We start from the raw sequence: 25,127 nt of genomic DNA on the forward strand, positions 1-25,127 counted from the left end.
CCACCGCCCACATGGGGGTGGTGGGTCGGAGCGGTGCTGAGTGGTGGGTGCGGGTGGTGGTGGGGATCCTGCCCGGGTGGTGGTGGGGATCCTGCTCGGGTGGTGGTCGGGATCCTGCTCGGGTGGTGGTGGGGATCCTGCCCGGGTGGCGGTCGGGATAGGGCGCCGGGTGACGTCGGCAGGCTGAAGGGGCGGCGGACGGTGGTCGCCACGGGCGGAGGGGCGGTCTAGCCTGCTTTCGACACAGGAGACGCGGGATCCGCCGCCCCAGCCGACGGCCGGGCGGGACGCCGCCGGTGGGGTCGGGCCGCCGGCGCCGACGCCGGCGCGGCCGGGGCAGGGGGGGAGCCCAGGCCCTAGGCTGGCGACATGACGGACAACCTCCCCGCGCGCAGTCGGCTCGTCCAGGATGCTCTGCGCGCGAACGGCATCGGCGGCGAGATCGTCGTGCTTCCGGATGCGGCGGCGACCGCCGCTGCGGCGGCCGAGGCGGTCGGCGTCGAGGTCGGCGCGATCGCCAACAGCCTCGTATTCTGGTCGGATGACGAGCCGCTACTCGTCATGACCAGCGGCGCGCACCGGGTCGACACCGTGGCCCTCGCCGACCGGCTCGGGCGGACGTCGATCCGGCGGGCGACGCCCGAACAGGTCCGCACCGCGACGGGGCAGGTCATCGGCGGCGTCGCGCCGACGGGCCACCCGGCGCCCCTTCCCACGGTGATCGACGAGGCGCTCGCCGCGTTCCCGCAGATCTGGGCGGCGGGCGGTACTCCGCACACCGTCTTCCCCCTGAGCTACGACGAGCTCGTCCGGCTCACCGGGGGAGCGGTCGCGAAGGTCGACTGACCCGAGCCGCCGAGCACTGCCCACGCCGTCACGGCGGCGGCGGCCGACCACGCCTGCGGTCGGCATGCCGCGGGATACGGAGCGGGACGCGGGACCGATCGCGCATCGTCTCCCGCGTGCAGCTCGGGGACGCGCTGCTCGAACGCCTCGGCGGCGGCGAGCATGCCGTCGACGACCTCGCGAGCCTGCGCGGCGAGCCCGGCCTGGGCCATCCCGCGCGCGACGATCGCGGTGTCGTGCGTCCAGACACTGCCCCCGTGATAGCTGAGCGGCCAGTATCCGGCGGCACCCGTCGAGAGGGTGCGCAGCCCGAAGCCGGATGACACGCTCTCACCCACCAGCAGGTCGGCGACGGCACGCTCCTCCGCGGGATCGAGGATGCCCGTGCCGAGCAGGTGCCCGGCGTTGGTCGTCAGGGTGTCGACGGGGCGGCTGTGCCGGTCGAGGGCGATCGCGGGGTAGCGGCCCTCGGGGGTGGTCACCCAGAACCGGTCGGCGAACCGCTCCTTCAGGCCAGCGGCCCAGGCGCGGAGCTCGCCGCCGCCGGGGCGGCCGAAGCGGTCGAGCAGATCCGCCCCGCCGATCGCCGCCTCGTGCGCGTAGCCCTGCACCTCGCACAGCGCGATCGGGCCGGCCGCGAGCGTTCCGTCGCGCCACTGGATCGAGTCGCCGGAGTCCTTCCAGCCCTGATTCGACAGGCCGTGGCCGGTCTCGTCGAGGTACTCGAGGAAGCCGTCCTCGCCGGCGTTCGAGCGGATCCAGTCGAGCGCGGCCTCGAGGTGCGGCAGCAGCGGACGCACCTGATCCTCGGGCATCCCGGCGGCCACGGCGTCGACGAGGAGACACACCCACAGCGGCGTCGCATCCACGGTGCCGTAGTAGAGAGGGGGCAGGACGATGCCCTCGCCGGGCATCGCCAGGGTGCCGGCGCGCAGCTCGTGCATGATCTTGCCGGGCTGCTCGGCCGTCGCGGGATCTGCCCTTGCGCCCTGGAGGCGCGCCAGCACCCGGAGCGTCGACTCCGCCATACGCCGATCGAGGGGAAGGATCAGCCGGGCCGCCCACAGCGAATCGCGGCCGAAGAGGGTGAAGAACCACGGGGCTCCCGCGGCGAAGAACTCGTCCTCCGGGTGCTCGGGCAGTGACAGCCGGAGGGCATCGAGATCGGACAGCGCGCGATCGAGCCAGCGGCCCAGCCGCGGGTCCTGCCCCGGTGCGTCGCCCGGCGCCGTCCAGGGTGCGGAGCTCGTCGCGCCGCGGACGACGAGCGCCGGATCGTGCATCCGGGCCGACCACTCGACCCCGGCGATCCCGCGCACGGGGACGGCGAGCTCCCACTCCGCGTGCACCTCGCTCGACGCGTCGTCCCGGGTCAGCCGCGCTGCGGGGGCGTCGAGGTGCAGCGCGACGGACCCCGACCGGGCCACGAGCGCGAAGTCGTCCGCGACGATCTCGACCGGATGCGGCGTGGGGTCGCCGGCCTTGACCTCCTGCAGCGGGGCGATCTCGACTCCGATGCGCACCCGCAGCCGCACGGTCAGTGGCGTGTCGAGGTGGGAGTGCACGGTCAGCGTCTCGGTCACGCGGCCGTCGCCGACGGTCCGCTCCCGCGAGAGTCGAACGCGGGGATCGGGCCCCTCGTCATCGACGGCACGCAGCAGGGCGTCGATCCGCACCCGGCGCGCGTCGAGGATGACGGCCCCGATCGTCTCCGGCCGCACGAAGGACGCCCCGGCCCCGACCCCCGCGTACTCGACCGCGACGCCCCGGATGACGCGGGTGTCGCCGTGGTAGACGCCGTCGATCGGCGCGGACCCGAGGTCGCCGTCCTGCCCCGACCACACCTGGGTGGGGGCCGACAGTGCCACGAGACGGTCGGAGAGGAATGGCTGCAGGCCGGGGGTCATCCCTTCACGGCTCCTTCGCTGGTGTTCATGATGCGCTTCTGGAAGATGAAGAAGAGGACCGCGACGGGGACGGTCATGATCGCCGCCGCCGCGAGCTTCAACGGATACTGGGTGCCCTGGCTGAGCTGGCCGGAGGCCAGCGACGCGACCCCCTTGGTGAGGGTCGTGAGCTCGGGCGATTGCGTCGACACGATGAAGTGGCTCAGCTCGTTCCAGGATCCCTGGAACGACAGGATCACGATCGTGATGAGGGCGGGCCGGGCCATCGGGAGCACGATCGACCAGAACACGCGGAAGGATCCGGCCCCGTCGATCCGGGCCTGCTCCTCGACGGACGTCGGGATCGACTCGAAGAAGTTCTTCATGATGAACACGCCCGCCGCATCGACCAGGAGCGGGAGGATCATGCCCGCGTAGGAGTTGTAGAGCCCGAGCTGGTTCAGCACGAGGAACTTCGGGATCAGCAGCACCACGGTCGGGACGGCCATGACGCCCACGACCAGCGCGAACACGACGCCGCGGCCGCGGAACTGGAGCCTCGCGAGCGCGTACCCCGCCAGCGAGACGAAGAACACGCGCCCGAGGGTGACGCAGATCGTGACGATCGCGGAGTTCGCGAACCACAGCGGGAAGTCGCTGTGCAGGAACAGCCGCTCGTAGGCCGCCGTGGTGAACGTCTGCGGAAGGAGCGAGATGGGGTCGGATGCCGCCTCCTGCTCGCTCTTGAACGAGGTCGCCACCTGCACGAGGAACGGGTAGATGTAGGTCAGCGCCATCACCACGAGCATCGCGTAGAGCAGGATCTGGCCCCCGACGCGCGACGGGGTGAGCCGTCGACGGTGCGGGGTCGGACGCGGGGCCGGAGCCGTCTGGACGGCGACCTCGGTCAGGGCGGTGGTGGTCATCGAGAGCCCCCTTCGGTGCCGGGTGCCCGGGACGGGACCTGATAGGCGCGGATGCGGCGCCGCGATACGGGGCGCTCGCGCAGCACCCAGCGCTGGAACACGGTGAACACGATGATGATGACGAAGAGGATGAAGGCGATCGCGGCGCCGATGCCCCAGTTCTGGTTCTGGAAGGCCGCCGTATACGACAGGTAGGCCGGGGTCAGCGTCGTCTTGGCCGGTCCGCCCTGGGTGCCGGTGTAGATCTGGTCGAACACCTGCCAGCATCCGATGAGTCCGAGCGTGACGACCGTGAACAGCGTCGGGCGCAGCTGCGGCAGCGTGATGTGGCGGAAACGCTGCCATCCGTTCGCGCCGTCCATCATTCCCGCCTCGGTGAGCTCGTAGCCGATGTTCTGCAGGGCGGCGATGAACAGCAGCATGAAGGTTCCGCTCGTCGTGAAGACGGCCATCAGCACGAGGGCGGACATCGCGACCGAGGGTCCCGCGATCCAGTCCCACCACGACAGCCCGAGGAAGCCGCCGCCGGTGAGCGCGGCGGGACCGTCCTGCACGCCGAGGCCCGCGAGGGCCACGTGCACGATGCCGCGCGGGTCGCTGAACCAGTTCGGACCGGTCGCCCCGAGGCTCGCGATGATCTGGTTCACCGGGCCCGCGAACGAGAACAGGAACAGCCACAGGACGGTGATGGCGACCGAGCTCGTCACCGAGGGGAAGTAGAACGCCGTGCGGAAGAAGCCGCGACCCCGCAGCATCCGCCGGCTCACGAGCACCGCGAGGAAGAGGGCGAGCACCGTCTGCAGCGGGACGACGAGCAGGACGTACCAGGCGTTGTTGCGTAGCGCGGTGCCGAAGTCGCGCTCCTGCAGACCGCCGCCCGTGGTGATCGCCGCGTAGTTGTCGAGACCGACGAAGCCGACGGACGGCGAGAGCGGGCTGCCCCGCCCGGACCAGTCGGAGAAGCTGACCCAGAGGGCCATCAGGACGGGGATGAGAAGGAACGTCCCGAGGATGAGGATGACCGGCGAGACGAACAGCCACCCAGCGGCGGCCTCCCCCCGGTGCACCCCGCCGGAGCGGGGACGCGGGGGAGAGGCCGGCGCGGACGGCGTCGCGGCCGGGGCGACGGAGGATGCCATGGCGTCAGCCGACGACGGCCTCGAGGTTGGTCTGCACGGAATCGAGGATGGCCTTCGGATCGCCGGTCTTCAAGGATTCCAGCTGGGCGTTGAAGTCGGTGATGACATCCGCCGCGCCCTTGTTGGTCGGAACGCCCTGCGCGTAGTCGGCTCCCGTCAGGAACGGGACGAGCGTGGGATTGTCGCTCTTCCACGTCGCCGCCGCGGACTGCACGGAGGGCATCGGGCCGAACGCCTTCGAGAAGGCCAGCTGCTGGTCGGCGGAGGTCAGGTACTGGACGAGGTCGAGGGCCGCTTTCTGGTTCGGGCTGTCGGCGGCCATGCCCCAGCAGTTGGTGAACTGGAGCGTCCCCTTGCCGGCGGGGCCGGCGGGGAGCTCCGCGACCTTGACGCGCACATCGGGGTAGTCGCCGAGGGCGCCCGTGATCCAGTTGCCCTCGATCGTCATGGCGCCCAGCTGCTTGCCGAACGCCTCCCCGCCCCATCCGGCCCCGACATCCTTCGCGTAGGCGAACGTGCCGTCCTGCAGGTGCGTCTGGACGTAGGTGAGCGCGTCGACGTTCGCGGCGCTGTTCGCCTCGGCGGTCGTGCCGTCCTCCGAGACGAGGCGTCCGCCGGCCTGCGCCATGAAGGCGCCGAGACGGGCGTACTCCCCGCCGAACACGAGGCCCTTCGTCGTGCCCGTCGTGAGCTTCGCGGCGACGGCGGCCAGCTGGTCCCAGGTGGTCGGGATGTCGGCGTCGGTCAGCCCCGCCTGCGTCCACAGCCCCTCGTTGATCACGAGCTGGAGCGTCGAGAAGTCCTTCGGCGCGCAGTAGAACGTGCCGTCGTAGGTGAAGTTCGACACGAGCGACGGGTAGAAGTCGTCCTTGTTCGTCAGCATGTCGCCGTACGCCTTGAGCGAGCCGTTGCTCGCATACCCGGCCAGCTGGTCGGTCGACAGGTAGAAGAGGTCGGGCGGCGAACCGGCGGCGAAGCCCTGGGAGAGCTGCTGCGACAGGTCGGTGGCCGCGACGACCTTCGCCTCGGTGCCGGACTCCTTCGACCAGGCGGCCACGGCGTCGGTGACCGCCGTCGTCTCGGCATCGCCGCTCGATCCGATCATGATCGTGAGGGGCTTGTCCGACGAGGTCAGGTCGCCCGACGCGGTCGCGTCGCCCCCTCCGCTGAACCCCTGTCCGCAGCCGGTCAGCGCGAGGGACGTGGCGACCGCCAGCCCTCCCGCCGCGAGCAGCGTCCGTGCTGTGTGTCGCTTCATCGCATCTCCTTCGATCGCTTCGAGCCCCTGCGGACTCGTCTGGTGCACCGTTGCACGGGGCCGAAAGGCCCGGGCTTCGATCGATCGCATTCCGCCTATCGGGCGTATTTGAACGATCAAATTGTGGAATGCTTGTCAAGATAGACGCCCACGACCGCACTCGTCAAGGCCAGGCCCCATGAACAGATCCGCGACCATCGAAGACGTCGCCCGCGCCGCGGGAGTGTCGCGCCAGACGGTGAGCAACGTGCTGAACACCCCCGCGATCGTCCGCGAGTCCACGCGCGATCGCGTGCAGGACGCCATCCGCCGCCTCGGCTACGCCCCGCACGCCTCGGCGCGTCGCCTGCGCACGCGTCGCAGCTCCACCATCGGCGTGCACCTCGACCCCTACGCCGGCGGCATCTCGGGCGTCGTCCTCGACCGGTTCGTCCACGCGCTGACCGAGCACGCCGGTGACCGGGGCCTTCGGGTGATGCTCTACGCGGCGCGCACACCGGAGGAGGAGATCCGCCGGATGGCCGACCTCCGCGACGGCGGAGACATCGACGCCGTCGTGGTCACGGGGACCTTCTCGGGCGATCCGCGGACCGCGTGGCTGCGCGAGAACGCCGTGCCGTTCGTCTCGTTCGGGCGGCCCTGGGGCGAGGACGACTTCTCCCGCCCCGATCACCTGTGGGTGGACGTCGACGGTGCCGCGGGCACGGCGCAGGCGACCTGGCACGCGCAGCAGAGCGCAGGTGCGCGCGTCGCGTTCCTCGGCTGGCCTGCGGGCTCGGGGACGGGCGACGACCGCGAGCGGGGGTGGCTGGCGGGCATGCCCGACGATGGACCTCGTGTGCGCCTCACCGCGCCGGAGAGCGTCGCGCGGGCGCGCGAGGAGGTCGCGGCGGCGCTGGCGGTGCACGACATCGATGCGATCGTCTGCGCCAGCGACTCGCTCGCCGTCGGCGCACACCTGGCCGCCGTGACGGGAGGGCGTCCCGATCTCACGATCATCGGCTTCGACAACACTCCGGCCGCGGAGGCACTGGGGCTTCCCAGCGTCGAGCAGTTGCCCGAGGACGTCGCCGCGGGAGTCCTCGAGCTGCTGATGGGCGACTCGGCGGTGATCACGCCGCGGGTCGTCGAGGCCGGTGCGGCCCACGTGCTCGTCGAGCCGCGGCTCATCGTCCGCTGAGGGTCCCGGCGCGTGGGCGCGAGTCAGCGCCCGGGCGGCGACCCGTTCGCTGAGGGTCCCGTCGCGCGGCGGTGTCGGATCAGCGCAGGCGCCGCCCCAGCTCGTCGGCGGCCTCGCCCAGGATGCCTGCGAGCGCCGCGGGGTCGACCTGGGCATCCGGCTCGTCCCGCCACGTGAGCGCGAAGGCGGCGACAGGCCATCCGGCGTGGTCGCGCACGGCGACGCCGACGGAACGGAACCCCGGCGTCACCTCGCCGTCCTCGCTCGCCCACCCGGCGGCGCGGGTGGCGCGCAGGACCTCGCGCAGCTCGCGGGGCGTCGTCGGACCGGCGCCGGTGCGATCGGCGAACGACGCCGCGTCGGGATACAGTGCCCGGACCTGTTCGCGCGGGAGCGCGGCGAGCATCGCCCGACCCGTCGCGGTCAGGTGGGCGGGGAGCCGCACCCCGACATCCGTGACGAGGGCGGGGCGGCGCGGCGCCCGTTCCTCGACGAGGTAGAGCACGTCGCGCCCGGTCATGACGGCGAGGTGAGCGCTCTCGCCGGAGCGGTCGGCGAGAGCCGCGACCAGCGGCCGCCCCAACCGGGCGAGCGGCTGCTGCCGCGCGTAGCCGCCGGCGAGCTCGAACGCCGCGGTGCCGAGCCCCCACCGGCGCTCGGAGGCGACGTGCACGACGAACCCGTGCGCGGCCATCGCGGTGAGCAGGTGGTACACGCTCGAGCGGGGGATGCCGAGCTGCTGCGACACCGTCCGGGCGGCGACGGGCCCGCGCTGCCGCGCGAGGTACGACAGGATCCGCAGGGTCTGGTCGGCGGCGGGCACCTGCGGGGTCGGGTCGCCTGTGTCTGGGATCACAGACACAGGATGTCACGACGTCGTGGTGCGCGCCCCCGCGGCGCGATGGAATCGGAGCATGATCGACCCCACTCCCGCATCCGTCACCGTCGGCGAGCGTCCGCTCCTTCCCGCCGAGGTCGTCGCCGTCGCGCGCCACGGCGCACGCGTCGAGGTCGCCCCCGCCGCCCGCGAACGCGTCGCCGAGACGCGCGCCCTCATCGAGCGCCTCGCCGACGACCCGGAGCCCCACTACGGCATCTCGACCGGGTTCGGCGCCCTCGCGACGACCTTCATCGCCCCCGAACGGCGGCGTCAGCTGCAGGCGAGCCTGATCCGCTCGCACTCCGCGGGGACCGGCGCCGAGGTCGAGGACGAGGTCGTCCGGGCGCTCATGCTCCTGCGGCTGCAGACCCTCGCGACGGGTCGGACGGGAGTGCGCCCGGTCGTCGTCGACACCTACGCCGCCCTGCTGAACGCCGCGATCACACCCGTCGTGCGCGAGTACGGCTCGCTCGGATGCTCGGGCGACCTCGCCCCCCTCTCGCACGTCGCGCTCGCCGCCCTCGGAGAGGGGGACGTGCGGAACGCCGACGGAGCGCTCGTCGCGGCATCCGACGCGCTCGCCGCCGCCGGCATCGCCCCGCTCGTCCTCGAGGAGAAGGAGGGGCTCGCACTCATCAACGGCACCGACGGGATGCTCGGGATGCTGCTGCTCGCCCTGCACGATCTGGGTGTGCTGCTCGACACCGCCGACGTCGCAGCGGCGCTCTCGATCGAGAGCCAGCTCGGCACGGACGCCGTGTTCGCCGCCGACCTCATGGCCCTTCGCCCCCAGGTGGGGCAGGGCGACTCGGCGGCGCGGCTGCGGACGCTGCTGGCGGGCTCGGGGATCGTCGCGAGCCACCGCGACCCGGCCGTGTGCACCCGGGTGCAGGACGCCTACTCGCTGCGCTGCTCGCCGCAGGTGCACGGCGCCGCGCGCGACACGCTCGCCCATGCCGCCCTCATCGCCTCGCGGGAGCTGGCCTCCGCTGTCGACAACCCGGTCGTCACGCCCGACGGGCGGGTGGAGTCCAACGGCAACTTCCACGGCGCGCCCGTCGCGTACGTGCTGGACTTCCTCGCGATCGCCCTCGCCGACGTCGCCTCGATCTCGGAGCGTCGGACGGATCGCGCCCTCGACCGCACCCGCAGCAACGGGCTGCCGCCCTTCCTCGCGGACGAGGTCGGCGTCGACTCGGGCCTCATGATCGCGCAGTACGCCGCGGCGGGCATCGTCTCCGAGCTGAAGCGCCTCGCCGTCCCCGCCTCGGTCGACTCGATCCCGTCCTCGGCGATGCAGGAGGACCACGTCTCGATGGGGTGGGCCGCGGCGCGCAAGCTCCGCCGGGCCGTCGACGGGCTCGCCCGGGTGCTGGCGATCGAGGTCATGACGGGCTGTCGTGCCCTCGACCTGCGCGCGCCGCTCGCTCCGGCCGCGGCGACCGGCGCTGTCCGCGACCTCGTGCGCGGCGCGGGCGTCGCCGGCCCCGGCCCGGACCGCGCGGTGAGCCCCGACATCGAGCGGACCACGCTGCTCGTGCTCTCCGGGGCGGTCGCCCGCGCCGCCGCAGCAGCCGCGCCCCTCACCTCCTGACCCGCCCCGCCCCGGCCCGCCCCGCCCCGGCCCGTTCCGCCCCGGCCCGTTCACAACTCCGGATATCCTTCCTCGAAAGGTCGCACAGCCCATGGATACGTCACCCCAACCCGCAATCTCCGGAGTTGTGAACGGAGAGGCTCCGTCCCCGCGCCGTGACCCCGTCCGAGCCGCGCGCGGGCCGGAGCGCACCGCCCGGAGCTGGGGCGCCGAAGCGGCCAAGCGCATGCTGATGAACAACCTCGACCCCGAGGTCGCCGAGCACCCCGAGGACCTCGTCGTCTACGGCGGCACGGGTCGGGCGGCCCGCTCCTGGGCGGCGTACGACGCGATCGTGCGGACCCTCGACGAGCTGGAACCCGACGAGACGCTCCTCGTGCAGTCGGGCAAGCCGGTCGGCGTCTTCCGCACGCACGAGTGGGCTCCCCGGGTGCTGATCGCGAACTCGAACCTCGTCGGCGACTGGGCGACCTGGCCCGAGTTCCGCCGCCTCGAGGAGCTCGGACTCACGATGTACGGGCAGATGACGGCGGGCTCGTGGATCTACATCGGCACGCAGGGCATCCTCCAGGGGACGTACGAGACGTTCGCCGCGGTCGCCCGTTCGATCGCCGATCGGCCGGAGCGCGACGGGCGGGACGACCTGGCCGGCACCCTCACGCTGACCGCCGGAGCGGGCGGCATGGGCGGAGCCCAGCCCCTCGCCGTCACGATGAACGGGGGTGCGGTCCTGATCGTCGACGTCGATCAGTCGAGACTCGCCCGGCGGGTCGCCCACGGCTACCTCGACGAGTACACCGACGACCTCGACACCGCTCTCGCCCGCGCGGCCGCCGCGCGCGCCGCGGGCGAGGCCCGCAGCATCGGCGTCGTCGGCAACGCCGCCGAGGTCTTCCCCGAGGTGCTCCGCCGCCACCGGGCGGGCGAGATCGCGATCGACATCGTGACCGACCAGACGAGCGCCCACGATCCGCTCGCGTACCTCCCGGCGGGGATGTCCGTCGAGGAGTGGAAGCAGGCGGCGGCCGCCGACCCGGCCGGGTTCACCGACCGGGCGCGGGCGTCGATGGCCCGCCACGTCGAGGCGATGGTCGGATTCCAGGACGCGGGGGCGGCCGTCTTCGACTACGGCAACTCGATCCGGCGCGAGGCCGAGCTCGGCGGGTACGACCGGGCCTTCGCCTTCCCGGGGTTCGTGCCGGCCTACATCCGCCCGCTGTTCGCCGAGGGGCGCGGGCCCTTCCGGTGGGTCGCGCTCTCGGGCGACCCCGCCGACATCGCGGCGACCGACCGCGCCGTCGCGGAGCTCTTCCCCGAGGATGCCGCGCTGCGGCGCTGGCTCGATGCGGCGGGGGAGAAGGTCCGCTTCGAGGGGCTGCCCGCGCGGATCTGCTGGCTCGGCTACAAGGAGCGCCACCTCGCCGGACTGAAGTTCAACGAGATGGTCGCCTCGGGCGAACTGAAAGGGCCGATCGTCATCGGCCGCGATCACCTGGATGCGGGCTCGGTCGCCTCTCCGTACCGCGAGACCGAGGCGATGGCCGACGGATCGGACGCGATCGCCGACTGGCCGCTGCTGAACGCGCTCCTCAACACCGCGTCGGGGGCATCCTGGGTGTCGATCCACCACGGCGGCGGCGTCGGCATCGGCCGCTCCATCCACGCGGGCCAGGTGACCGTCGCCGACGGCACGGCCCTCGCCGCCGAGAAGCTCGAGCGCGTCCTCACGAACGATCCCGGCACCGGCGTCATGCGGCACGTGGATGCCGGATACGAGCGCGCCCGCGAGGTCGCCCGTGAGCGGGGCCTCACGATCCCGATGGGGGATGCCACGTCGTGAGCGAGCTGCTGATCTCGAACATCGGCGAGCTGACCACCAACGCGCCGGGTCTCGGCGACGACCCCGGCGACCCGACGGGCCTGATCTGCGACGCCGCCCTCCTCATCCGCGGCGGCCGCGTCGCCTGGGCCGGCCCCGCCGCATCCGCCCCGCCCGCCCCGCCCGCCCCGGAAGCGCCGAGACCCGGCGTGGGCGTCGAGACCGCGGTCGACGGCGGCGGTCTCGACGCGGGAGCGCGGTCTCGCGGAACGACGGGCGGCGCGGCGGGCGGGCGGACGTTCGTCGACGCGGGCGGGCGGGCGGTGCTGCCGGGGTTCGTCGACAGCCACACGCACGTCGTGTTCGGCGGGGATCGTGCCGACGAGTTCGAGGCGCGCATGGCGGGGCAGGCGTATGCCGCGGGCGGCATCCGTCGGACGGTCGCCGCCACCCGTGCGGCATCCGAGGACGAGCTCCGCGCCCGGCTGACGGGCTTCGTCCGGGAGTTCCACCGCCAGGGCACGACGACCTTCGAGATCAAGACCGGCTACGACCTCACCCGGGACGGCGAGGCACGGCTGGCGCGGCTCGCCCGTGAGGTGACCGACGAGGTCACCTACCTCGGCGCGCACGTGGTGCCCGCCGAGTACGCGGACGACCGCGACGCCTACGTCGACCTCGTGTGCGGCGAGATGCTCGACGCCGTCCGTCCGCACGCGCGGTGGATCGACGTCTTCTGCGAGACCGGGGCCTTCACCCCCGACGAGACACGGCGGATCCTCCTGGCCGGGATCGAGGCGGGCCTGCTGCCGCGGCTCCACGGCAATCAGCTCGGATACGGCGACGCGGTGCGGATCGCCACGGACCTGGACATCTGGTCGCTCGACCACTGCACCTACCTCACAGACGAGGACGTCGCCGCCCTCGCGGACAGCGACGTCGTCGCGACCCTCCTGCCCGGCGTGGAGTTCTCGACGCGGCATCCGTACCCGAGTGGGCGTCGCCTCCTCGATGCGGGCGTGACCGTGGCCCTCGCGAGCGACTGCAATCCGGGCACGAGCTTCACCTCGTCGATGCCGCTCATGATCGCCCTCGCCGTGCGCGAGATGGGGATGACCGTCGCCGAAGCCGTCTGGGCGGCGACCGCCGGGGGAGCGCGTGCGCTTGCGCGCGACGACGTGGGCACCCTCGCCCCCGGGGCTCGCGCCGACATCGTGGTCCTCGACGCCCCGACCCGTACGCACCTCGCGTACCGTCCGGGCGTGCCGCTCGTGCACCGCGTCTACCGGAGCGGCCGCGAGGTCTGATCCGCCGGGAACGCCACGCGCCGATGCGGACGCCGCCCAGCGCGCCGGCGCGGACGCCCGCCGCGTCGGGTCGGGCTCGTCAGCGCGGCGTGTCGACGTCCCACTCGTCGGGGTCGGTGGCCGTCGCGACCGTCCAGTCGGGCGTCTCCCAGCGGAACGTCGCCACGGCGCAGGTCGGCATGTGGCCGATCCCGCCGCCGGAGAGGCGCTCGGCCAGGGCGGTCATGCCCGGGTCGTGTGCCACGACCATGACCGCGTCGACGCCGCGATCCACGGCGGACGACAGCAGCAGCGAGGCGGGAGCCCCGTAGAGCTCCGGGTCGAGCTCCGGCTCGAGGCCGAGCGCCGCGCCGAAGAACGCCGCCGTCGTGCGTGCGCGCAGCGCCGTCGACGACAGGATCGCGTCGAGCCGGACGCCGGTGTCGGCCAGGCGGCGGGCGAGCACGGGAGCATCCGCCATCCCGCGTCCGTTCAGGGGCCGATCGTGATCGTCGAGTCCCGGATCGCCCCAGTCGCTCTTCGCGTGGCGGACGAGGACGAGCGTGGTCATAGAGTCTCCTTGTCGGCGGATCGGGCGTGCAGGCCCGCGAGCAGGTCGAGGACGCAGAGCGCGGCGAGCCGCACGGTGCGGCCGTCCGGGGCGTCGGCGGTCGCGTCGACCTCGACGACGTCGGCACTGCGCACGCGGGGATCTCCCGCGATCCCGCGCACGAGGGCGCGGAGCTCCCACGCCTGCAGGCCGCCGGGCACCGAGGCCGGGCAGCCCGGCGCGACCGCGCGGTCGCAGACGTCCACGTCGATGTCGAGGTGGACGGCGGGCTCGGCATCTCCGCGCGCGGCGCCCGGCCGCGCACCCCCCGCGATCTCCGTGGCTTCGGCGATCACGTCGGCCGATCCGCGCCGGCGCAGCTCGTCGAGCGTGACGACACGGATGCCGAGGTCGGCCGCGCGCCGCGCGTACGCCGCCGAGTTGGCGAAGTCGGCGATCCCGATCTGGACGATGCGGCTGGGGTCGAGGCCGTCCTCGACGAGCCGGCGCACCGGCGAGCCGTTCGACACCCCGTCGCGCAGGTCGAAGTGGGCATCCAGCGTGATGAGGCCGCCCACGTCCGCACCCTGCGCCACCGCGTACGTCACCGAGTTGTCGCCGCCGAGGGCGACGACGAGCTCCGCGGATGCCGCGAGGGTGCGCACGCGCGCGCGCAGCTCGGCTTCGCCCCGCGGTCCGTCCGGATCGGCGACGTCTCCGGCGTCGGCGATGGCGAGCACCTCGGCGAGGTCGACGGGCGGCGGCCCCATCAGCGTGGGGCTGAACCTCCGCAGCGCCGCGCGGACCGCCGCGGGCGTTTCGTGCGCTCCCGTCGGGGAGAGGGAGGTCGAGGACGCGGGTGCACCGAGCAGCGCCGCATCCCACCGCTGTGCGGCGGCGTCCTCGGGGGAGGGCCAGCCGCCCGCGCGGGGCCACAGCGGATCGTGGCTGAGGGCGACGCTCACGAGACGTAGACCCAGGCGTCGTGTCCGCTGCTCAGGCGCGCCCGTACTCGGCGGTGGAGCGAGAGCTCGTATTCGTCCGCGGCGTCGAGCTCGTCCGCCGTGAGGAAGACGGCGGCACCGACGACCTTGTCGAGGACGTTCCCCGTGGCGCGCAGGACCGGATGGACCGACGGCCCCGTGACGTCCCCGACGCGGGGGTCGTCGATCTCGACGTAGTCGATCGTGTAGCCGGGGAGCGTATCGGCCGTCGCGGCGAGCAGGCGTCCGAACGTGTCGAGCTGCACCTCGGCATCCTGCAACGTGCCGTAGGTGAACAGCAGCTGATCCGCAGGGGGCGCGCTCACCCCTTCACGGTACTCCGCGGGGTGCGGCCGGGCGAGGAGTCGCACGGCTCAGCCGAGGAACGCGTGGGCGATCGCGAAGATCGTCACCCCGGCGAGGGCGCCGACGATCGTGCCGTTCAAGCGGATGTACTGCAGGTCGCGCCCCACCATGAGCTCGATCTTCTCCGTCGTCTCGGCGGGGTCCCACTTCTCGACCGTGTCGGTGATGATCGACGCGATGTCGTGCCGGTAGCGGTCGACGAAGAACACCGCCGCGTCCGCGATGCGGTGGTCGACCCGTTCCTGCAGGGCGCGGTCGCCCGCGAGGCGCTCGCCGATCTCGGAGAGCGCGGCCCCCATCCGTCGACGCAGCGAGCTGTCCGGATCGGCGAGCGAGGCGAGCAGGCCCGCCTTCGCGGTGTTCCACGCCTCGGCGGCGAGCTCGCGCACGCGCGGGCTGTCGAACACGGCGCTCTTGGCGTCCTCGAGGCGCCCGATCGTCGCGGGGTCGTGCTGCAGGTTCTCCGACAGCCGGGTGAGGTAGCGGTCGATCGCGTGCCGGGCGGGATGCTCCGGATCGGCCTGCACGGCGGCCGCGAACTTGACCGCCTCGTTGTAGACGGTGTCGTCGACGAGGCGCATCGCCACGGACGGCACCCACGACGGCAGGCGCCGGGAGACGAGGCCGGTGAAGGAGTCGCGGTTGGCGTTCAGCCACGTCGCGACGCTGTCGATGCCGAGGTCGACGGCGCCGTGGTGCGCGCCCGCGGCGACCACGCGCTCGAGCCACCCGCCGAGGGTCGGCGCCCATTCCGGGCTCAGCAGATGCTCGCGGGCCAGGTCGCCGATGAGGTCCTGCACCTCGTCGTCGCTCAGGGCGCGCAGGATGCCGCTGGCCATCGTCGCCGCCTCGCGCGAGACGAGCTCGGCGTGCGCGGGGTCGCGCAGCCACACCCCCGCCGTGCGGGCGATGGGCGTCGATTCGAGCTTGGTGCGCACGACCTCGCCGGCGAGGAAGTTCGTCTCGATGAACTCGCCGAGGCTGCGTCCGATCTCGTCCTTGCGCTTCGGGATGATCGCGGTGTGCGGGATCGGGATGCCCAGCGGATGGCGGAACAGCGCCGTCACGGCGAACCAGTCGGCGAGGGCGCCGACCATGCCTCCCTCGGCGGCGGCCCGCACGTACGCCATCGCGGGATAGCGCTCCTGCGTGATGAAGGCGATCACGAACAGCACGGCCATGAACACGAGGGCGCCCAGGGCGACGCCCTTCATCACCCGCAGGGACCGACGGCGCTCCTGGTCGGCGGGGCTCAGAAGCTCGGTCGGTGTGCGCGGCATCCCGCCAGTGTGGCACGATGCCCGCGGCGGCGGCGTATCCTGACCGCGTGATCGACGACATCAAGAAGCGCGCCCTGCACCGCACCAGCATCCTCGAGGGACAGGTCCGGGGGCTCGCGAAGATGATCGAGAACGAGGACTACTGCATGGATGTCATCGCCCAGTCCCGGGCCATCCAGAAGGCGCTCGCGTCGCTCGACAAGCTGCTCATCGAGAACCACCTGCGCACGCACGTCACGCACATGTTCGCCGAGGGTGGTGAGCAGCGCGACCGCGCCGTCGTGGAGCTTCTGAAGGCCTACGACCTCGAGACGCGCTGACGCGGGCCGGGACGAGGTCGAGACGAGGCTAATGAGGCGGCGAGGGCACCCGGCGCCGACGTGCGCACCGGATGCCCTCGGGGCTCATCGTCCGTCCGGTTCCGCGAGGACCACGATCGGCTCGGTCGGCGGGAGGACGAGATCGGCGGGTCCGTATCCGACCCCGGGTCCGTCGCCGGCGGACCTGATCGTGCCGCTGCGCGCCACGGTCAGCATTCTCCGCTCGTGGACTCCGCCGCCATCCGGCCGCAGGGCGTCCCGCCGTCCGGTGCGGTGTCGACGACCGCGGTCGTGACCGCGGTCCAGCTGACGATCGTGCCGGCCGGGATCCCGTCCTGGTCGCGCAGGAGCGTCTCCCGCTCGCCGAGGAACGCGCCCGTCGCCGGATCGACGATGATCTCGATGCGGCTACCCCAGGCCGGCTCGTCGCGGCCGATCGCCACGCCGCGGTGGCCGTCGAGGGTCGCCTGGTCGTCGACGAGGGCGACGCCGGGGATCATCGCCGCCGCGCGGTACATCGCCGAACGCAGGTCGGCGGGGACATCGCCGATCCGCAGGCGATCGGCGAGGAAGACCAGCGCCTCGGTGTCGGGCGACGGCCCGGAGCCGAGCGTCACGCGGTAGATGTGGTTGAGGAGACGATACGGATCGCGCGGGAGTGCGCCGAGGTCGTCGAAGCCCGCGTCGGGGCTGCCTCCGTAGAACGCGCCCGCCGGTGCGCGGAGCAGGTCCCCGCCGGAGACCGCGTCCGCGGGCGCCTCCGCCTGCCAGGCGTCGGCGACGGCCTGCGAGTCGGGCCCGAACGTGGCGGCGACCGACTGGGGCCCGCGATGCCACACCCAGTCGTCGGTGCGGTCGGCGGGGACGAAGAGCGTGTCGTCGGCGAGGTACTGGAACGTCGCGGTGATGTCGCCGCGTTGGCCGGTCATCCGGTGCACGGCGCGCGTGTGCACCGACAGGTACTGGCCCGGCCCGACCGCCGGGTCGACGGCGTCGATCGCCGCGACGCTCGCGTCCTCGAGGACGGCGGCCGCCGCGGCATCCGCTCCGCCGCGCCAGCCGGCGAGTCCGACGACGTCGGTGATGACGAGCCCGGCGACCAGCGCGGTCGCGCCCAGGGCGCTCAGGCCGCCGATCGCGAACCGGCGCGCGCGGCGTGGATGCGGTGCCGGGGCCGGCCGGCCGGCATCCGCTGCTCGGTCGAGGAGCGCGGCCCGCCCCCGGTCCAGGGCGGCCTGCGGCGGTTCGGCGTCGCTACGCGTGCTGCGCAGCAGGGTCAGTTCGTCCATGCTCTGTCTCCTGTTCGATGGCGGGCGCATCCGCGGCGTGCCGCAGCAGCCGTCGGGCCCGGTTCAGTCGTGAGCGCACCGTGCCGATCGGCACGTCGAGGGCGCGTGCGACACCCGCGTAGTCGAGGTCGCCCCAGGCGTACAGCAGCAGGGTGTCGCGGTCGGATGCCGACAGCTTCCGCAGCGCCGAAGCGAGCCGCCGCGTCAGCCGCGCGGCATCCATCCGCGCTCCCGCCCGCTCGATCATGTCGGGTGCGAGCTGCGCCGCCACATCGGCGACCATGCCCTTCCACGCCCGCGCGTCCAGCCGCGAATGCTTGCGCATCAGGCGGGTGGCGATCCCCAGCAGCCAGGGGCGAGCATCGACGATCGCAGGATCGTACGACGCCCGCTTCTCGAAGGCGACGAGGAACGTCTCAGACAGGATGTCTTCGGCCCGGTCGTCTCCCGACCGCTGCGCGGCGTAGCGATAGACGGCGCGCGCATGCCGGTCGTAGAGAGTCGCGAACGCGCCGGGCTCGCCGACGGATCGTTCGATCACCTCGTTGTCAGTGCTCACATCCGTATTGCTCATCCCGGCGGATCGGGTTCACGGATGCCGCACGACGAGCTCAGCCCGAGACGGGACCGAGCCACGCGGCGGCGACGGTCGCGTGGGCGGACTCGGGGTCGGAGGGGTGGAACATCCCGGCGAGCACGTCCCGGTACAGTCGCCCCAGCTCGCTGCGCGAGAAGTAGGACGAGCCGCCGCCGACGAGCATCGCCTCGTCGACGATCTGCTTCGCCGCGACGACGGCCCGGTGCTTGAGGCCCGACAGCGCGGGGAACCAGAAGGCCCCGCGGTCGGCGCGCTCGTCGACGTCGCGGGCGACCGCGGCGATCTGCGGCGGGAGGGCGTCGTAGGCGAGCGCCATCTCGGCGATGCGCCACCGGATGTCCGGGTCGTCGCTGTAGGCACGCCCCGTCTTCTTCGACGTCCGTGCCTTGGCGGTCTCGACGGCGAGGTCGAGCGCGCGGCGGGCGACGCCGGTGTAGACCGAGGCCAGCAGCACCTCGAAGACGCTGAAGATGCCGAAGACGATCGGGTCGGGGTTCGGACCCGGAGCGACGCGGCGGACGACGCGGCCGGCGGAAGCCGTCGCCCCGTGGAGCTCCGTCGTGCGCGACTGGGTGCCGCGCATGCCGACCGTGTCCCAGTCGTCGCGGGTGACGACCGCGTCGCTGCGCGGCACGAACGCGTAGACCATCTGCGGAGCGTCGGGGCTCGTCGTGTCCAGGCCGTGCAGCCCGAGCTGCGTCCACACCGGGCCCAGGGACGTGAAGATCTTCGTGCCGGTGAAGGAGTACGAGCCGTCGGGATGCGGCTCGGCGACGGTGTCGCTCCCGAACAGCACGAGGTCGTTGCCCGCCTCGCTGATCCCGAAGGCGTAGACCTCTCCGGCCACGGCGCCCTCCTGGACGAACCGGAGCGTGTCGATGCCGCGATCGGCGAGCACCTTCGCCACGCCGGTCCAGACGAGGTGCATGTTGATCGCGAGCGCGGTCGCCGGGGCCGCGCCCGCGAGGCGCTGCTGCAGCACGGCGACCTCGGCCAGGCCCAGCCCCGCGCCGCCGAGCTCCGTCGGCACGAGGGCCGCGAGGTAGCCCGCGTCCTTCAGTTCGGCGAGGTCCGCGTCGGGGAACGCGTTCTCGCGGTCGACGCCGGCGGCGCGGGACCGGATGCGCTCCAGCAGGTCGTCGGGAAGCAGCACGGAAGGGTCGAAGGACGTCACCCCTCCATCCTGCCCCCGATGCGGGCTCCGTCGGGTCGGGAGGGGCCCCTCGGTGCTGCGGCGCGGCAGGATGGACGCATGATCTCGACCGACCTGGCCCTCGCGCTGCGTGACGCCGGACTCGTCTGGCATCCCGCCTCCGGCGATCGGTTCCAGCTCGATGAGCCCGAGTTCGAGGCGGACGTGTTCACGGTGAGCGAGATGACGATCGAGCCGCGCCGGTACCCGACGGGCACGATCCTCGCCTTCAACGGCACGACGGAGTGGGCGCTGGACTCCGTCGCCCTCGACGACGCGCTCTGGCTTCCCCGCGAGGATCAGCTGCGTGAGCTGCTGCGCGGCGCGTTCCGAAGTCTCGTCCGCGCCCCCGACACGTACCGGGTCGACATCGACTTCGTGGGGGAGCGGGCGTCGTTCGAGCATCCGCAGCCCGCGGACGCCTATGCGCTGGCGCTCCTGCACGTGCTGCGCCGCATCGCGTGAGCGTCGCGCTCAGGCCAGGACGGCGGCCAGGTGGCGGAGCGTGTCCTCCGGCAGGTCGCGATGCGGGGAGTGCCCCGCTCCGATCACGACCGACATCGTCACCGCGGGGTTGCCGAGCACCTCGTCCGCCAGCGCACCGGTGAAGATCGAGTGGACCGCGGGATCGCTCGCGATGACATGGGTGGGCACGGCGAGGCGGGCGGCGTCCGCGCGGACGTCCCACGGGGTGTTCTGCGCGCTCGTCTGCTCGATGGCCCACCGACTCGCCTGCTGAGTCGACAGCGCCTTGAGCTCGACGTCGAGGGGATGCCAGGTCGGATGCTCCGCGCGCACGGCCGCCTCGGAGGCGTCGGCGAAGGAGCGTTCCTGGCCGGAGCGCACGATCGCCCGATCGTCGTCGCCGAGCCGGATCGCGGGGTCGACCAGCACGAGCCGGCGCGTCCAGGCGGGGGAGTGCGCGGCGGCGACCGTCGCAGCGGCGCCGCCGAGGGAGTGCCCGATCACGAGGTCCCACGGTGCGCCGCTCTGCGCGTCGACGCCGAGGAGGTCGGCCGCATAGGCCGAGATCGAATAGTCGAGAGCGCGCGGCGCCGTGCCGTGGCCGCGCAGGTCGACGGCGGTGGCGTGCCAGCCGGCGTCGGCGAGCCACGTGCCGTAGCGCCACATCAGCGCGCCGGTCGAGCCGAGCCCGTGGACGAGGAGCGCTCGGCGCGCGGAGGTCGGGGCGCCCCACGAGATAAGGGGCAGGGTGACGGGGGTCGGCATGTCCTCAGCCTAGAGAGACGGGAGCGAGGAGGCGGCGGGGTGTGACGCCGCGTGTCCGGCGCGGTCGCGTCAGGTGACGACGGGCACCGGCTCGGTGTCGGGGATCGGGCTGGCGTCACGGCCGCGCAGGTCGGGGAAGCCGCGGACGAAGACGACGGCGACGAGGGTGCCGATCACGGCGAGTCCGGCGGCCGCGCCGTATGCGCCGGCGGGGCCGATGCCGTCGATGAGGAACCCGGCGACGGCCGAGCCGAGGGCCGCGCCGATGAGCTGGCCGGTGCCGATCCAGCCGTATGCCTCTGCGGTCTCGCTGAACTTCACCGAGGCGGAGGTCATCGCGAACATCACGGCCAGGGCGGGAGCGACGCCGACGCCGGCGACGACGAGGCACGCGCCCACCCACCACGGCGTGGCGGGTCCGAGGTCGCCGACGACGAAGACCGCCGCGGCGAGCCCGACGGCGACGACGGTGAGTCGACGCGCCATCGCCCACGACCCCATCGGGATGTGGCCGAAGGCGAGGCCGCCCGCGAGGCTGCCGACGGAGAAGACGGCCAGGACGAGACCGGCCTCGAGCCCGCCGTGCCCGAAGGTGGCGACGACGGCGGCCTCGACGGCCGAGCACGCGCCGATCAGCAGGAAGCCGATCACGGTCGCGAGCAGCACCACGGGCTTTCCCAGCACGCGGCCGAACCCGCGACGGCTGCGGGGGATGCGCACGCGGCCGACCTCGGGGGAGAGGATGAACCAGGCGCCGCCGGCGACGAGGAACAGGGTGATCAGCAGGAGCCCCGGCACCGTGCCGACCTGGGTGGCCACGATGGTGATCACCACGGGGGCGAGGATCCAGATGATCTCCTGCAGGCTCGCATCCAGCGAGAAGAGCGGGGTCAGCTGCCGCGCGTTGACGATCTTGGGGTAGATGGTGCGCACCGCCGACTGCACGGGAGGGGTGGACAGGCCCGCGACCAGCCCGAACAGCATGTATCCGACGACGCCCATCGGTACGAGCGCGAGGGCGAGCACCGCGGTGACGCAGACGGCGGTCGTGAGCGTCAGCACCCGGCGCATGCCCCAGATGCCCATCCAGCGGCTCGTCACCGGCCCTGCCGTCGCCTGGCCGATCGACGCGGCGGCCAGCACGAGCCCCGCCGATCCGTAGGAACCCGTCTGCTGCTCGACGTGCAGCAGGATCGCGAGACTCGTCATCCCGTTCGGGAAACGCGCGGTGAGCTGTGCGGCGATGATGCGCGCGACCCCCGGGGTGCGCAGCAGATCACGATACGCCGACACCCCTCTACGCTACCGCCCGCAGGCGACGCCTCGACGTCCCGGGGAGGGGACGTACCGCGACACGCCGCGACACGCCCGGACGGCACTTTCCACAGCGCACCGGATGTCGGAGGCGCCTCGTACCGTCGCACCTGTGGACGGATCCCGGGGAACTCGGAGAATTGCCCGTGATCCAGGCGTTTTCCACGTGGCCGAATCGTCGCGATGTTGTGGATGAAACGGTGGACAAGTTGTGTTGTACCTGGGGAGAGCGGTGAAAAACTACACGGATGTAACTACTATCCCTTGTGGTGCTGGATGGTGTCGGTACCCATATGTAGTATTGGACTCCCGGCAGGGCACTGCTGGACATCAGGTGTGAGATTGAGGGGAGAACGGATCGACATGGCGATCACGGTTTACACGAAGCCGTCGTGCGTGCAGTGCAACGCGACGTACCGGGCACTGGACTCGAAGGGCATCGATTACGAGGTCCTCGACCTGTCCGAAGACCCCGCGGCGCTCGAGCACGTGAAGTCGCTCGGCTACCTGCAGGCTCCGGTCGTCGTCACCGACGAGGACCACTGGTCGGGCTTCCGTCCCGACAAGATCGACGAGCTCGCGAGCCGTCTGGCGTGATCCGATGAGCACGGCGACCGCGACCGAGGCGCCGCTGCTCGTCTACTTCTCGAGCGTCTCGGGCAACACCGCGCGATTCATCGAGAAGCTCGGGATGCCCGCACTCCGCATCCCCCTCCTGTCGTCCGACCCCGGGATCGAGGTGGACGAGCCGTTCGTGCTCGTCACCCCGACCTACGGGGGAGGCCAGGGGCGGGGCGAGGAGAAGGGCGCGGTCCCCAAGCAGGTGATCCGCTTCCTCAACGTCGAGAAGCATCGTCGCCTTCTGCGCGGAGTCATCTCCGCAGGCAACACGAACTTCGGCGAGCACTTCTGTCTCGCCGGCGACATCATCAGCCGCAAGTGCACCGTGCCGCACTTGTATCGGCTGGAACTGTTCGGCACGCCCGACGACGTCGCCCGTGTGAGCGATGGATTGGAACGATGGTGGAAGCTGCAGTGAACGAGGCGACCTTCAAGACCGAGGCGCGCTTCGAGGGGATGGACTACCACGCCCTCAACGCGATGCTCAACCTGTACGGCGAGGACGGGAAGATCCAGTTCGACGCCGACAAGCGTGCGGCGCGGGAGTACTTCCTGCAGCACGTGAACCAGAACACGGTGTTCTTCCACTCCCTCAAGGAGCGCCTGGACTACCTCGTCGAGAAGGAGTACTACGAGGGCGCGGTGCTCGAGAAGTACCCCTTCGAGTTCATCCAGCGCCTCAACGACCGCGCGTACGCCGCGAAGTTCCGCTTCGAGACGTTCCTCGGCGCGTTCAAGTACTACACGAGCTACACGCTCAAGACCTTCGACGGCAAGCGCTACCTGGAGCGCTTCGAGGACCGCGTCGTCATGACGGCTCTCGGTCTCGCCGACGGCGACCAGCGGCTCGCCGAGCGCATCGTCGACGAGGTCATCGCCGGGCGCTTCCAGCCGGCGACGCCCACCTTCCTCAACACGGGCAAGGCGCAGCGCGGCGAGCTCGTCAGCTGCTTCCTGCTGCGCATCGAGGACAACATGGAGTCGATCGCGCGCGGCATCAACTCCGCCCTGCAGCTGTCCAAGCGCGGCGGCGGCGTCGCCCTCCTGCTCTCCAACATCCGCGAGGCGGGCGCGCCGATCAAGCAGATCGAGAACCAGTCCAGCGGCATCATCCCCGTCATGAAGCTCCTCGAAGACAGCTTCAGCTACGCCAACCAGCTCGGCGCGCGGCAGGGCGCGGGCGCCGTCTACCTGTCGGCGCACCACCCCGACATCCTGCGCTTCCTCGACACGAAGCGCGAGAACGCCGACGAGAAGATCCGCATCAAGACCCTCTCGCTCGGTGTCGTGATCCCCGACATCACCTTCGAGCTCGCGCGTAACGGCGAGGACATGTACCTCTTCTCGCCGTACGACGTCGAGAAGGTCTACGGCGTGCCCTTCGGCGACATCTCGGTCACCGAGAAGTACCGCGAGATGGTCGACGACGCGCGCATCAAGAAGACGAAGATCAACGCGCGCGAGTTCTTCCAGACCCTCGCCGAGATCCAGTTCGAGTCGGGCTACCCGTACATCATGTTCGAGGACACGGTGAACAAGGCCAACCCGATCAAGGGTCGGATCAACATGTCGAACCTGTGCAGCGAGATCCTGCAGGTGAACACCCCCACGACCTACGACGAGGACCTCTCCTACGCCCAGGTCGGCAAGGACATCTCCTGCAACCTGGGGTCGATGAACATCGCCCTCGCGATGGACGGCAAGGACCTCGCCGGCACCGTCGAGACGTCGATCCGTGCCCTGACCGCGGTCAGCGACCAGAGCCACATCCGCTCGGTGCGCTCGATCGAGGACGGCAACGACCGCTCGCACGCGATCGGCCTCGGGCAGATGAACCTGCACGGATACCTCGCACGCGAGCACGTCCACTACGGGTCCGACGAGGGCATCGACTTCACGAACATCTACTTCTACACGGTGCTCTTCCACGCGCTGCGCGCCTCGAACCGGATCGCGATCGAGCGGGGCACCACGTTCGACGGGTTCGCCGACTCGACGTACGCGTCGGGCGAGTTCTTCGACAAGTACACCGAGCAGGAGTGGGTCCCCCAGACGGCCCGGGTGGAGGAGCTGTTCGCCGGCATCCACATCCCCACGCAGGACGACTGGCGCGAGTTGAAGGCGTCCATCCAGGAGCACGGCATCTACAACCAGAACCTGCAGGCCGTGCCGCCGACCGGATCGATCTCCTACATCAACAACTCGACCTCGTCGATCCACCCGATCGCCTCGAAGATCGAGATCCGCAAGGAGGGCAAGATCGGCCGCGTCTACTACCCGGCGCCGTTCATGACGAACGACAACCTGGAGTACTACGAAGACGCGTACGAGATCGGCTATGAGAAGGTCATCGACACCTACGCCGCGGCGACGCAGCACGTCGACCAGGGCCTCTCGCTGACGCTGTTCTTCAAGGACACAGCCACGACGCGTGACATCAACAAGGCGCAGATCTACGCCTGGCGCAAGGGCATCAAGACGATCTACTACATCCGCCTGCGGCAGATGGCACTCGAGGGCACCAACCTCAGCGAGTGCGTCTCCTGCATGCTGTGACCCGCTGATCTGGG

25 protein-coding genes are annotated in these 25,127 nt (G+C 71.8%); 10 read left to right on the plus strand and 15 right to left on the minus strand.

From position 1 onward, the window contains the following. Positions 1-369 precede the first annotated feature (369 nt). Entirely contained in the window at positions 370-846 is a 477-nt protein-coding gene (locus tag WFI00_RS10340) for a YbaK/EbsC family protein (protein WP_336632226.1), read from the plus strand. On the opposite strand, the gene WFI00_RS10345 is transcribed toward WFI00_RS10340, so the two are convergent. Genes WFI00_RS10345 through WFI00_RS10360 form a run of 4 tightly spaced genes read right to left on the minus strand, consistent with a single transcriptional unit; the run spans position 795 to position 6,055 of the window. Further along, positions 795-2,753 carry a glycogen debranching N-terminal domain-containing protein gene (locus WFI00_RS10345; protein ID WP_336632227.1) on the minus strand — a complete coding sequence of 653 codons (1,959 nt, stop codon included), beginning with the start codon at positions 2,751-2,753 and terminating at the stop codon, positions 795-797. The two genes, WFI00_RS10340 and WFI00_RS10345, sit on opposite strands and share 52 nt — an antisense overlap. Continuing rightward, on the minus strand, positions 2,750-3,658 hold the full coding sequence (locus WFI00_RS10350; RefSeq protein WP_442928320.1) for a carbohydrate ABC transporter permease: 909 nt from the start codon (positions 3,656-3,658) through the stop codon (positions 2,750-2,752). Before WFI00_RS10350 ends, WFI00_RS10345 begins: the two co-directional genes overlap by 4 nt. After that, positions 3,655-4,797, minus strand: coding sequence for a carbohydrate ABC transporter permease (locus WFI00_RS10355; protein ID WP_336632228.1), 1,143 nt, complete (start codon positions 4,795-4,797; stop codon positions 3,655-3,657). Before WFI00_RS10355 ends, WFI00_RS10350 begins: the two co-directional genes overlap by 4 nt. Positions 4,798-4,801: 4 nt before the next feature. Then, positions 4,802-6,055: a sugar ABC transporter substrate-binding protein gene (locus WFI00_RS10360; RefSeq protein ID WP_336632229.1), complete on the minus strand. Its 1,254-nt coding sequence runs from the start codon at positions 6,053-6,055 to the stop codon at positions 4,802-4,804. 178 nt (positions 6,056-6,233) lie between these two features. Here WFI00_RS10360 and WFI00_RS10365 point away from each other — a divergent pair, with 178 nt between their 5' ends. Beyond that, positions 6,234-7,235 carry a LacI family DNA-binding transcriptional regulator gene (locus tag WFI00_RS10365; protein WP_336632230.1) on the plus strand — a complete coding sequence of 334 codons (1,002 nt, stop codon included), beginning with the start codon at positions 6,234-6,236 and terminating at the stop codon, positions 7,233-7,235. 79 nt (positions 7,236-7,314) lie between these two features. Here the strand turns inward: WFI00_RS10365 and WFI00_RS10370 are convergent, their stop codons facing one another. Continuing rightward, positions 7,315-8,097 carry an IclR family transcriptional regulator gene (locus WFI00_RS10370; RefSeq protein WP_336632231.1) on the minus strand — a complete coding sequence of 261 codons (783 nt, stop codon included), beginning with the start codon at positions 8,095-8,097 and terminating at the stop codon, positions 7,315-7,317. Between the two features lie 52 nt (positions 8,098-8,149). Between WFI00_RS10370 and hutH the strand changes: the two genes are divergently transcribed. The 3 genes from hutH to hutI all read left to right on the plus strand — a co-directional run bounded on the left by hutH (position 8,150) and on the right by hutI (position 12,835). After that, positions 8,150-9,709 carry a histidine ammonia-lyase gene (gene hutH, locus WFI00_RS10375; protein ID WP_336632232.1) on the plus strand — a complete coding sequence of 520 codons (1,560 nt, stop codon included), beginning with the start codon at positions 8,150-8,152 and terminating at the stop codon, positions 9,707-9,709. A 91-nt stretch (positions 9,710-9,800) separates the two neighbouring features. Then, positions 9,801-11,549, plus strand: coding sequence for a urocanate hydratase (locus WFI00_RS10380; protein ID WP_336632233.1), 1,749 nt, complete (start codon positions 9,801-9,803; stop codon positions 11,547-11,549). Next, positions 11,546-12,835, plus strand: a complete 1,290-nt coding sequence (gene hutI / locus WFI00_RS10385) for an imidazolonepropionase (protein ID WP_336632234.1) — start codon at positions 11,546-11,548, stop codon at positions 12,833-12,835. The genes WFI00_RS10380 and hutI overlap by 4 nt, the downstream gene beginning before the upstream one ends. A 79-nt stretch (positions 12,836-12,914) precedes the next feature. Here hutI and WFI00_RS10390 read toward each other — a convergent pair whose 3' ends face one another. Genes WFI00_RS10390 through WFI00_RS10405 form a run of 4 tightly spaced genes read right to left on the minus strand, consistent with a single transcriptional unit; the run spans position 12,915 to position 15,993 of the window. Next, positions 12,915-13,385 (minus strand): SixA phosphatase family protein, encoded by a 471-nt coding sequence (locus tag WFI00_RS10390; RefSeq protein ID WP_336632235.1) that lies wholly within the window; start codon positions 13,383-13,385, stop codon positions 12,915-12,917. Then, on the minus strand, positions 13,382-14,329 hold the full coding sequence (locus WFI00_RS10395; RefSeq protein ID WP_336632236.1) for an arginase family protein: 948 nt from the start codon (positions 14,327-14,329) through the stop codon (positions 13,382-13,384). The genes WFI00_RS10390 and WFI00_RS10395 overlap by 4 nt, the downstream gene beginning before the upstream one ends. Next, the gene (locus WFI00_RS10400) at positions 14,326-14,673 is read right to left on the minus strand and encodes a gamma-glutamylcyclotransferase family protein (protein WP_336632237.1); all 348 of its coding nucleotides are present in this window, start codon (positions 14,671-14,673) and stop codon (positions 14,326-14,328) included. The genes WFI00_RS10395 and WFI00_RS10400 overlap by 4 nt, the downstream gene beginning before the upstream one ends. A gap of 48 nt (positions 14,674-14,721) precedes the next feature. After that, a complete protein-coding gene (locus tag WFI00_RS10405) occupies positions 14,722-15,993 on the minus strand; it encodes a DUF445 domain-containing protein (RefSeq protein ID WP_336632238.1) in 1,272 nt (423 codons plus the stop codon). A 47-nt stretch (positions 15,994-16,040) separates the two neighbouring features. Here WFI00_RS10405 and WFI00_RS10410 point away from each other — a divergent pair, with 47 nt between their 5' ends. Next, complete coding sequence (locus WFI00_RS10410) at positions 16,041-16,313, plus strand: metal-sensitive transcriptional regulator (protein WP_336632239.1); 273 nt, start codon at positions 16,041-16,043, stop codon at positions 16,311-16,313. Between the two features lie 84 nt (positions 16,314-16,397). Here the strand turns inward: WFI00_RS10410 and WFI00_RS10415 are convergent, their stop codons facing one another. The 4 genes from WFI00_RS10415 to WFI00_RS10430 are packed head-to-tail and all read right to left on the minus strand — an operon-like array spanning position 16,398 to position 19,374. Then, positions 16,398-16,529 (minus strand): hypothetical protein, encoded by a 132-nt coding sequence (locus WFI00_RS10415; RefSeq protein WP_336632240.1) that lies wholly within the window; start codon positions 16,527-16,529, stop codon positions 16,398-16,400. After that, positions 16,523-17,602, minus strand: a complete 1,080-nt coding sequence (locus WFI00_RS10420; protein ID WP_336632241.1) for a CU044_5270 family protein — start codon at positions 17,600-17,602, stop codon at positions 16,523-16,525. Before WFI00_RS10420 ends, WFI00_RS10415 begins: the two co-directional genes overlap by 7 nt. Next, positions 17,568-18,161: an RNA polymerase sigma factor gene (locus tag WFI00_RS10425; protein WP_336632242.1), complete on the minus strand. Its 594-nt coding sequence runs from the start codon at positions 18,159-18,161 to the stop codon at positions 17,568-17,570. Before WFI00_RS10425 ends, WFI00_RS10420 begins: the two co-directional genes overlap by 35 nt. A gap of 52 nt (positions 18,162-18,213) precedes the next feature. Beyond that, the gene (locus WFI00_RS10430; protein WP_336632243.1) at positions 18,214-19,374 is read right to left on the minus strand and encodes an acyl-CoA dehydrogenase family protein; all 1,161 of its coding nucleotides are present in this window, start codon (positions 19,372-19,374) and stop codon (positions 18,214-18,216) included. A 78-nt stretch (positions 19,375-19,452) separates the two neighbouring features. Between WFI00_RS10430 and WFI00_RS10435 the strand changes: the two genes are divergently transcribed. After that, positions 19,453-19,857: a pilus assembly protein CpaE gene (locus tag WFI00_RS10435; RefSeq protein ID WP_336632244.1), complete on the plus strand. Its 405-nt coding sequence runs from the start codon at positions 19,453-19,455 to the stop codon at positions 19,855-19,857. Between the two features lie 9 nt (positions 19,858-19,866). On the opposite strand, the gene WFI00_RS10440 is transcribed toward WFI00_RS10435, so the two are convergent. Together WFI00_RS10440 and WFI00_RS10445 are read right to left on the minus strand one after the other, a co-directional pair. Beyond that, the gene (locus tag WFI00_RS10440) at positions 19,867-20,622 is read right to left on the minus strand and encodes an alpha/beta fold hydrolase (RefSeq protein WP_336632245.1); all 756 of its coding nucleotides are present in this window, start codon (positions 20,620-20,622) and stop codon (positions 19,867-19,869) included. 69 nt (positions 20,623-20,691) lie between these two features. Continuing rightward, on the minus strand, positions 20,692-21,915 hold the full coding sequence (locus WFI00_RS10445; RefSeq protein WP_336632246.1) for an MFS transporter: 1,224 nt from the start codon (positions 21,913-21,915) through the stop codon (positions 20,692-20,694). A gap of 384 nt (positions 21,916-22,299) precedes the next feature. Here WFI00_RS10445 and nrdH point away from each other — a divergent pair, with 384 nt between their 5' ends. Genes nrdH through nrdE form a run of 3 tightly spaced genes read left to right on the plus strand, consistent with a single transcriptional unit; the run spans position 22,300 to position 25,113 of the window. After that, complete coding sequence (gene nrdH, locus WFI00_RS10450) at positions 22,300-22,533, plus strand: glutaredoxin-like protein NrdH (RefSeq protein WP_005052310.1); 234 nt, start codon at positions 22,300-22,302, stop codon at positions 22,531-22,533. Between the two features lie 4 nt (positions 22,534-22,537). Continuing rightward, positions 22,538-22,975: a class Ib ribonucleoside-diphosphate reductase assembly flavoprotein NrdI gene (gene nrdI / locus WFI00_RS10455; RefSeq protein ID WP_336632247.1), complete on the plus strand. Its 438-nt coding sequence runs from the start codon at positions 22,538-22,540 to the stop codon at positions 22,973-22,975. Next, the gene (nrdE, locus tag WFI00_RS10460; protein WP_336632248.1) at positions 22,957-25,113 is read left to right on the plus strand and encodes a class 1b ribonucleoside-diphosphate reductase subunit alpha; all 2,157 of its coding nucleotides are present in this window, start codon (positions 22,957-22,959) and stop codon (positions 25,111-25,113) included. The genes nrdI and nrdE overlap by 19 nt, the downstream gene beginning before the upstream one ends. Positions 25,114-25,127 lie beyond the last annotated feature (14 nt).

Origin of the sequence: Microbacterium sp. MMO-56, from assembly GCF_037146215.1 — a bacterium.
Lineage (GTDB): Bacteria > Actinomycetota > Actinomycetes > Actinomycetales > Microbacteriaceae > Microbacterium.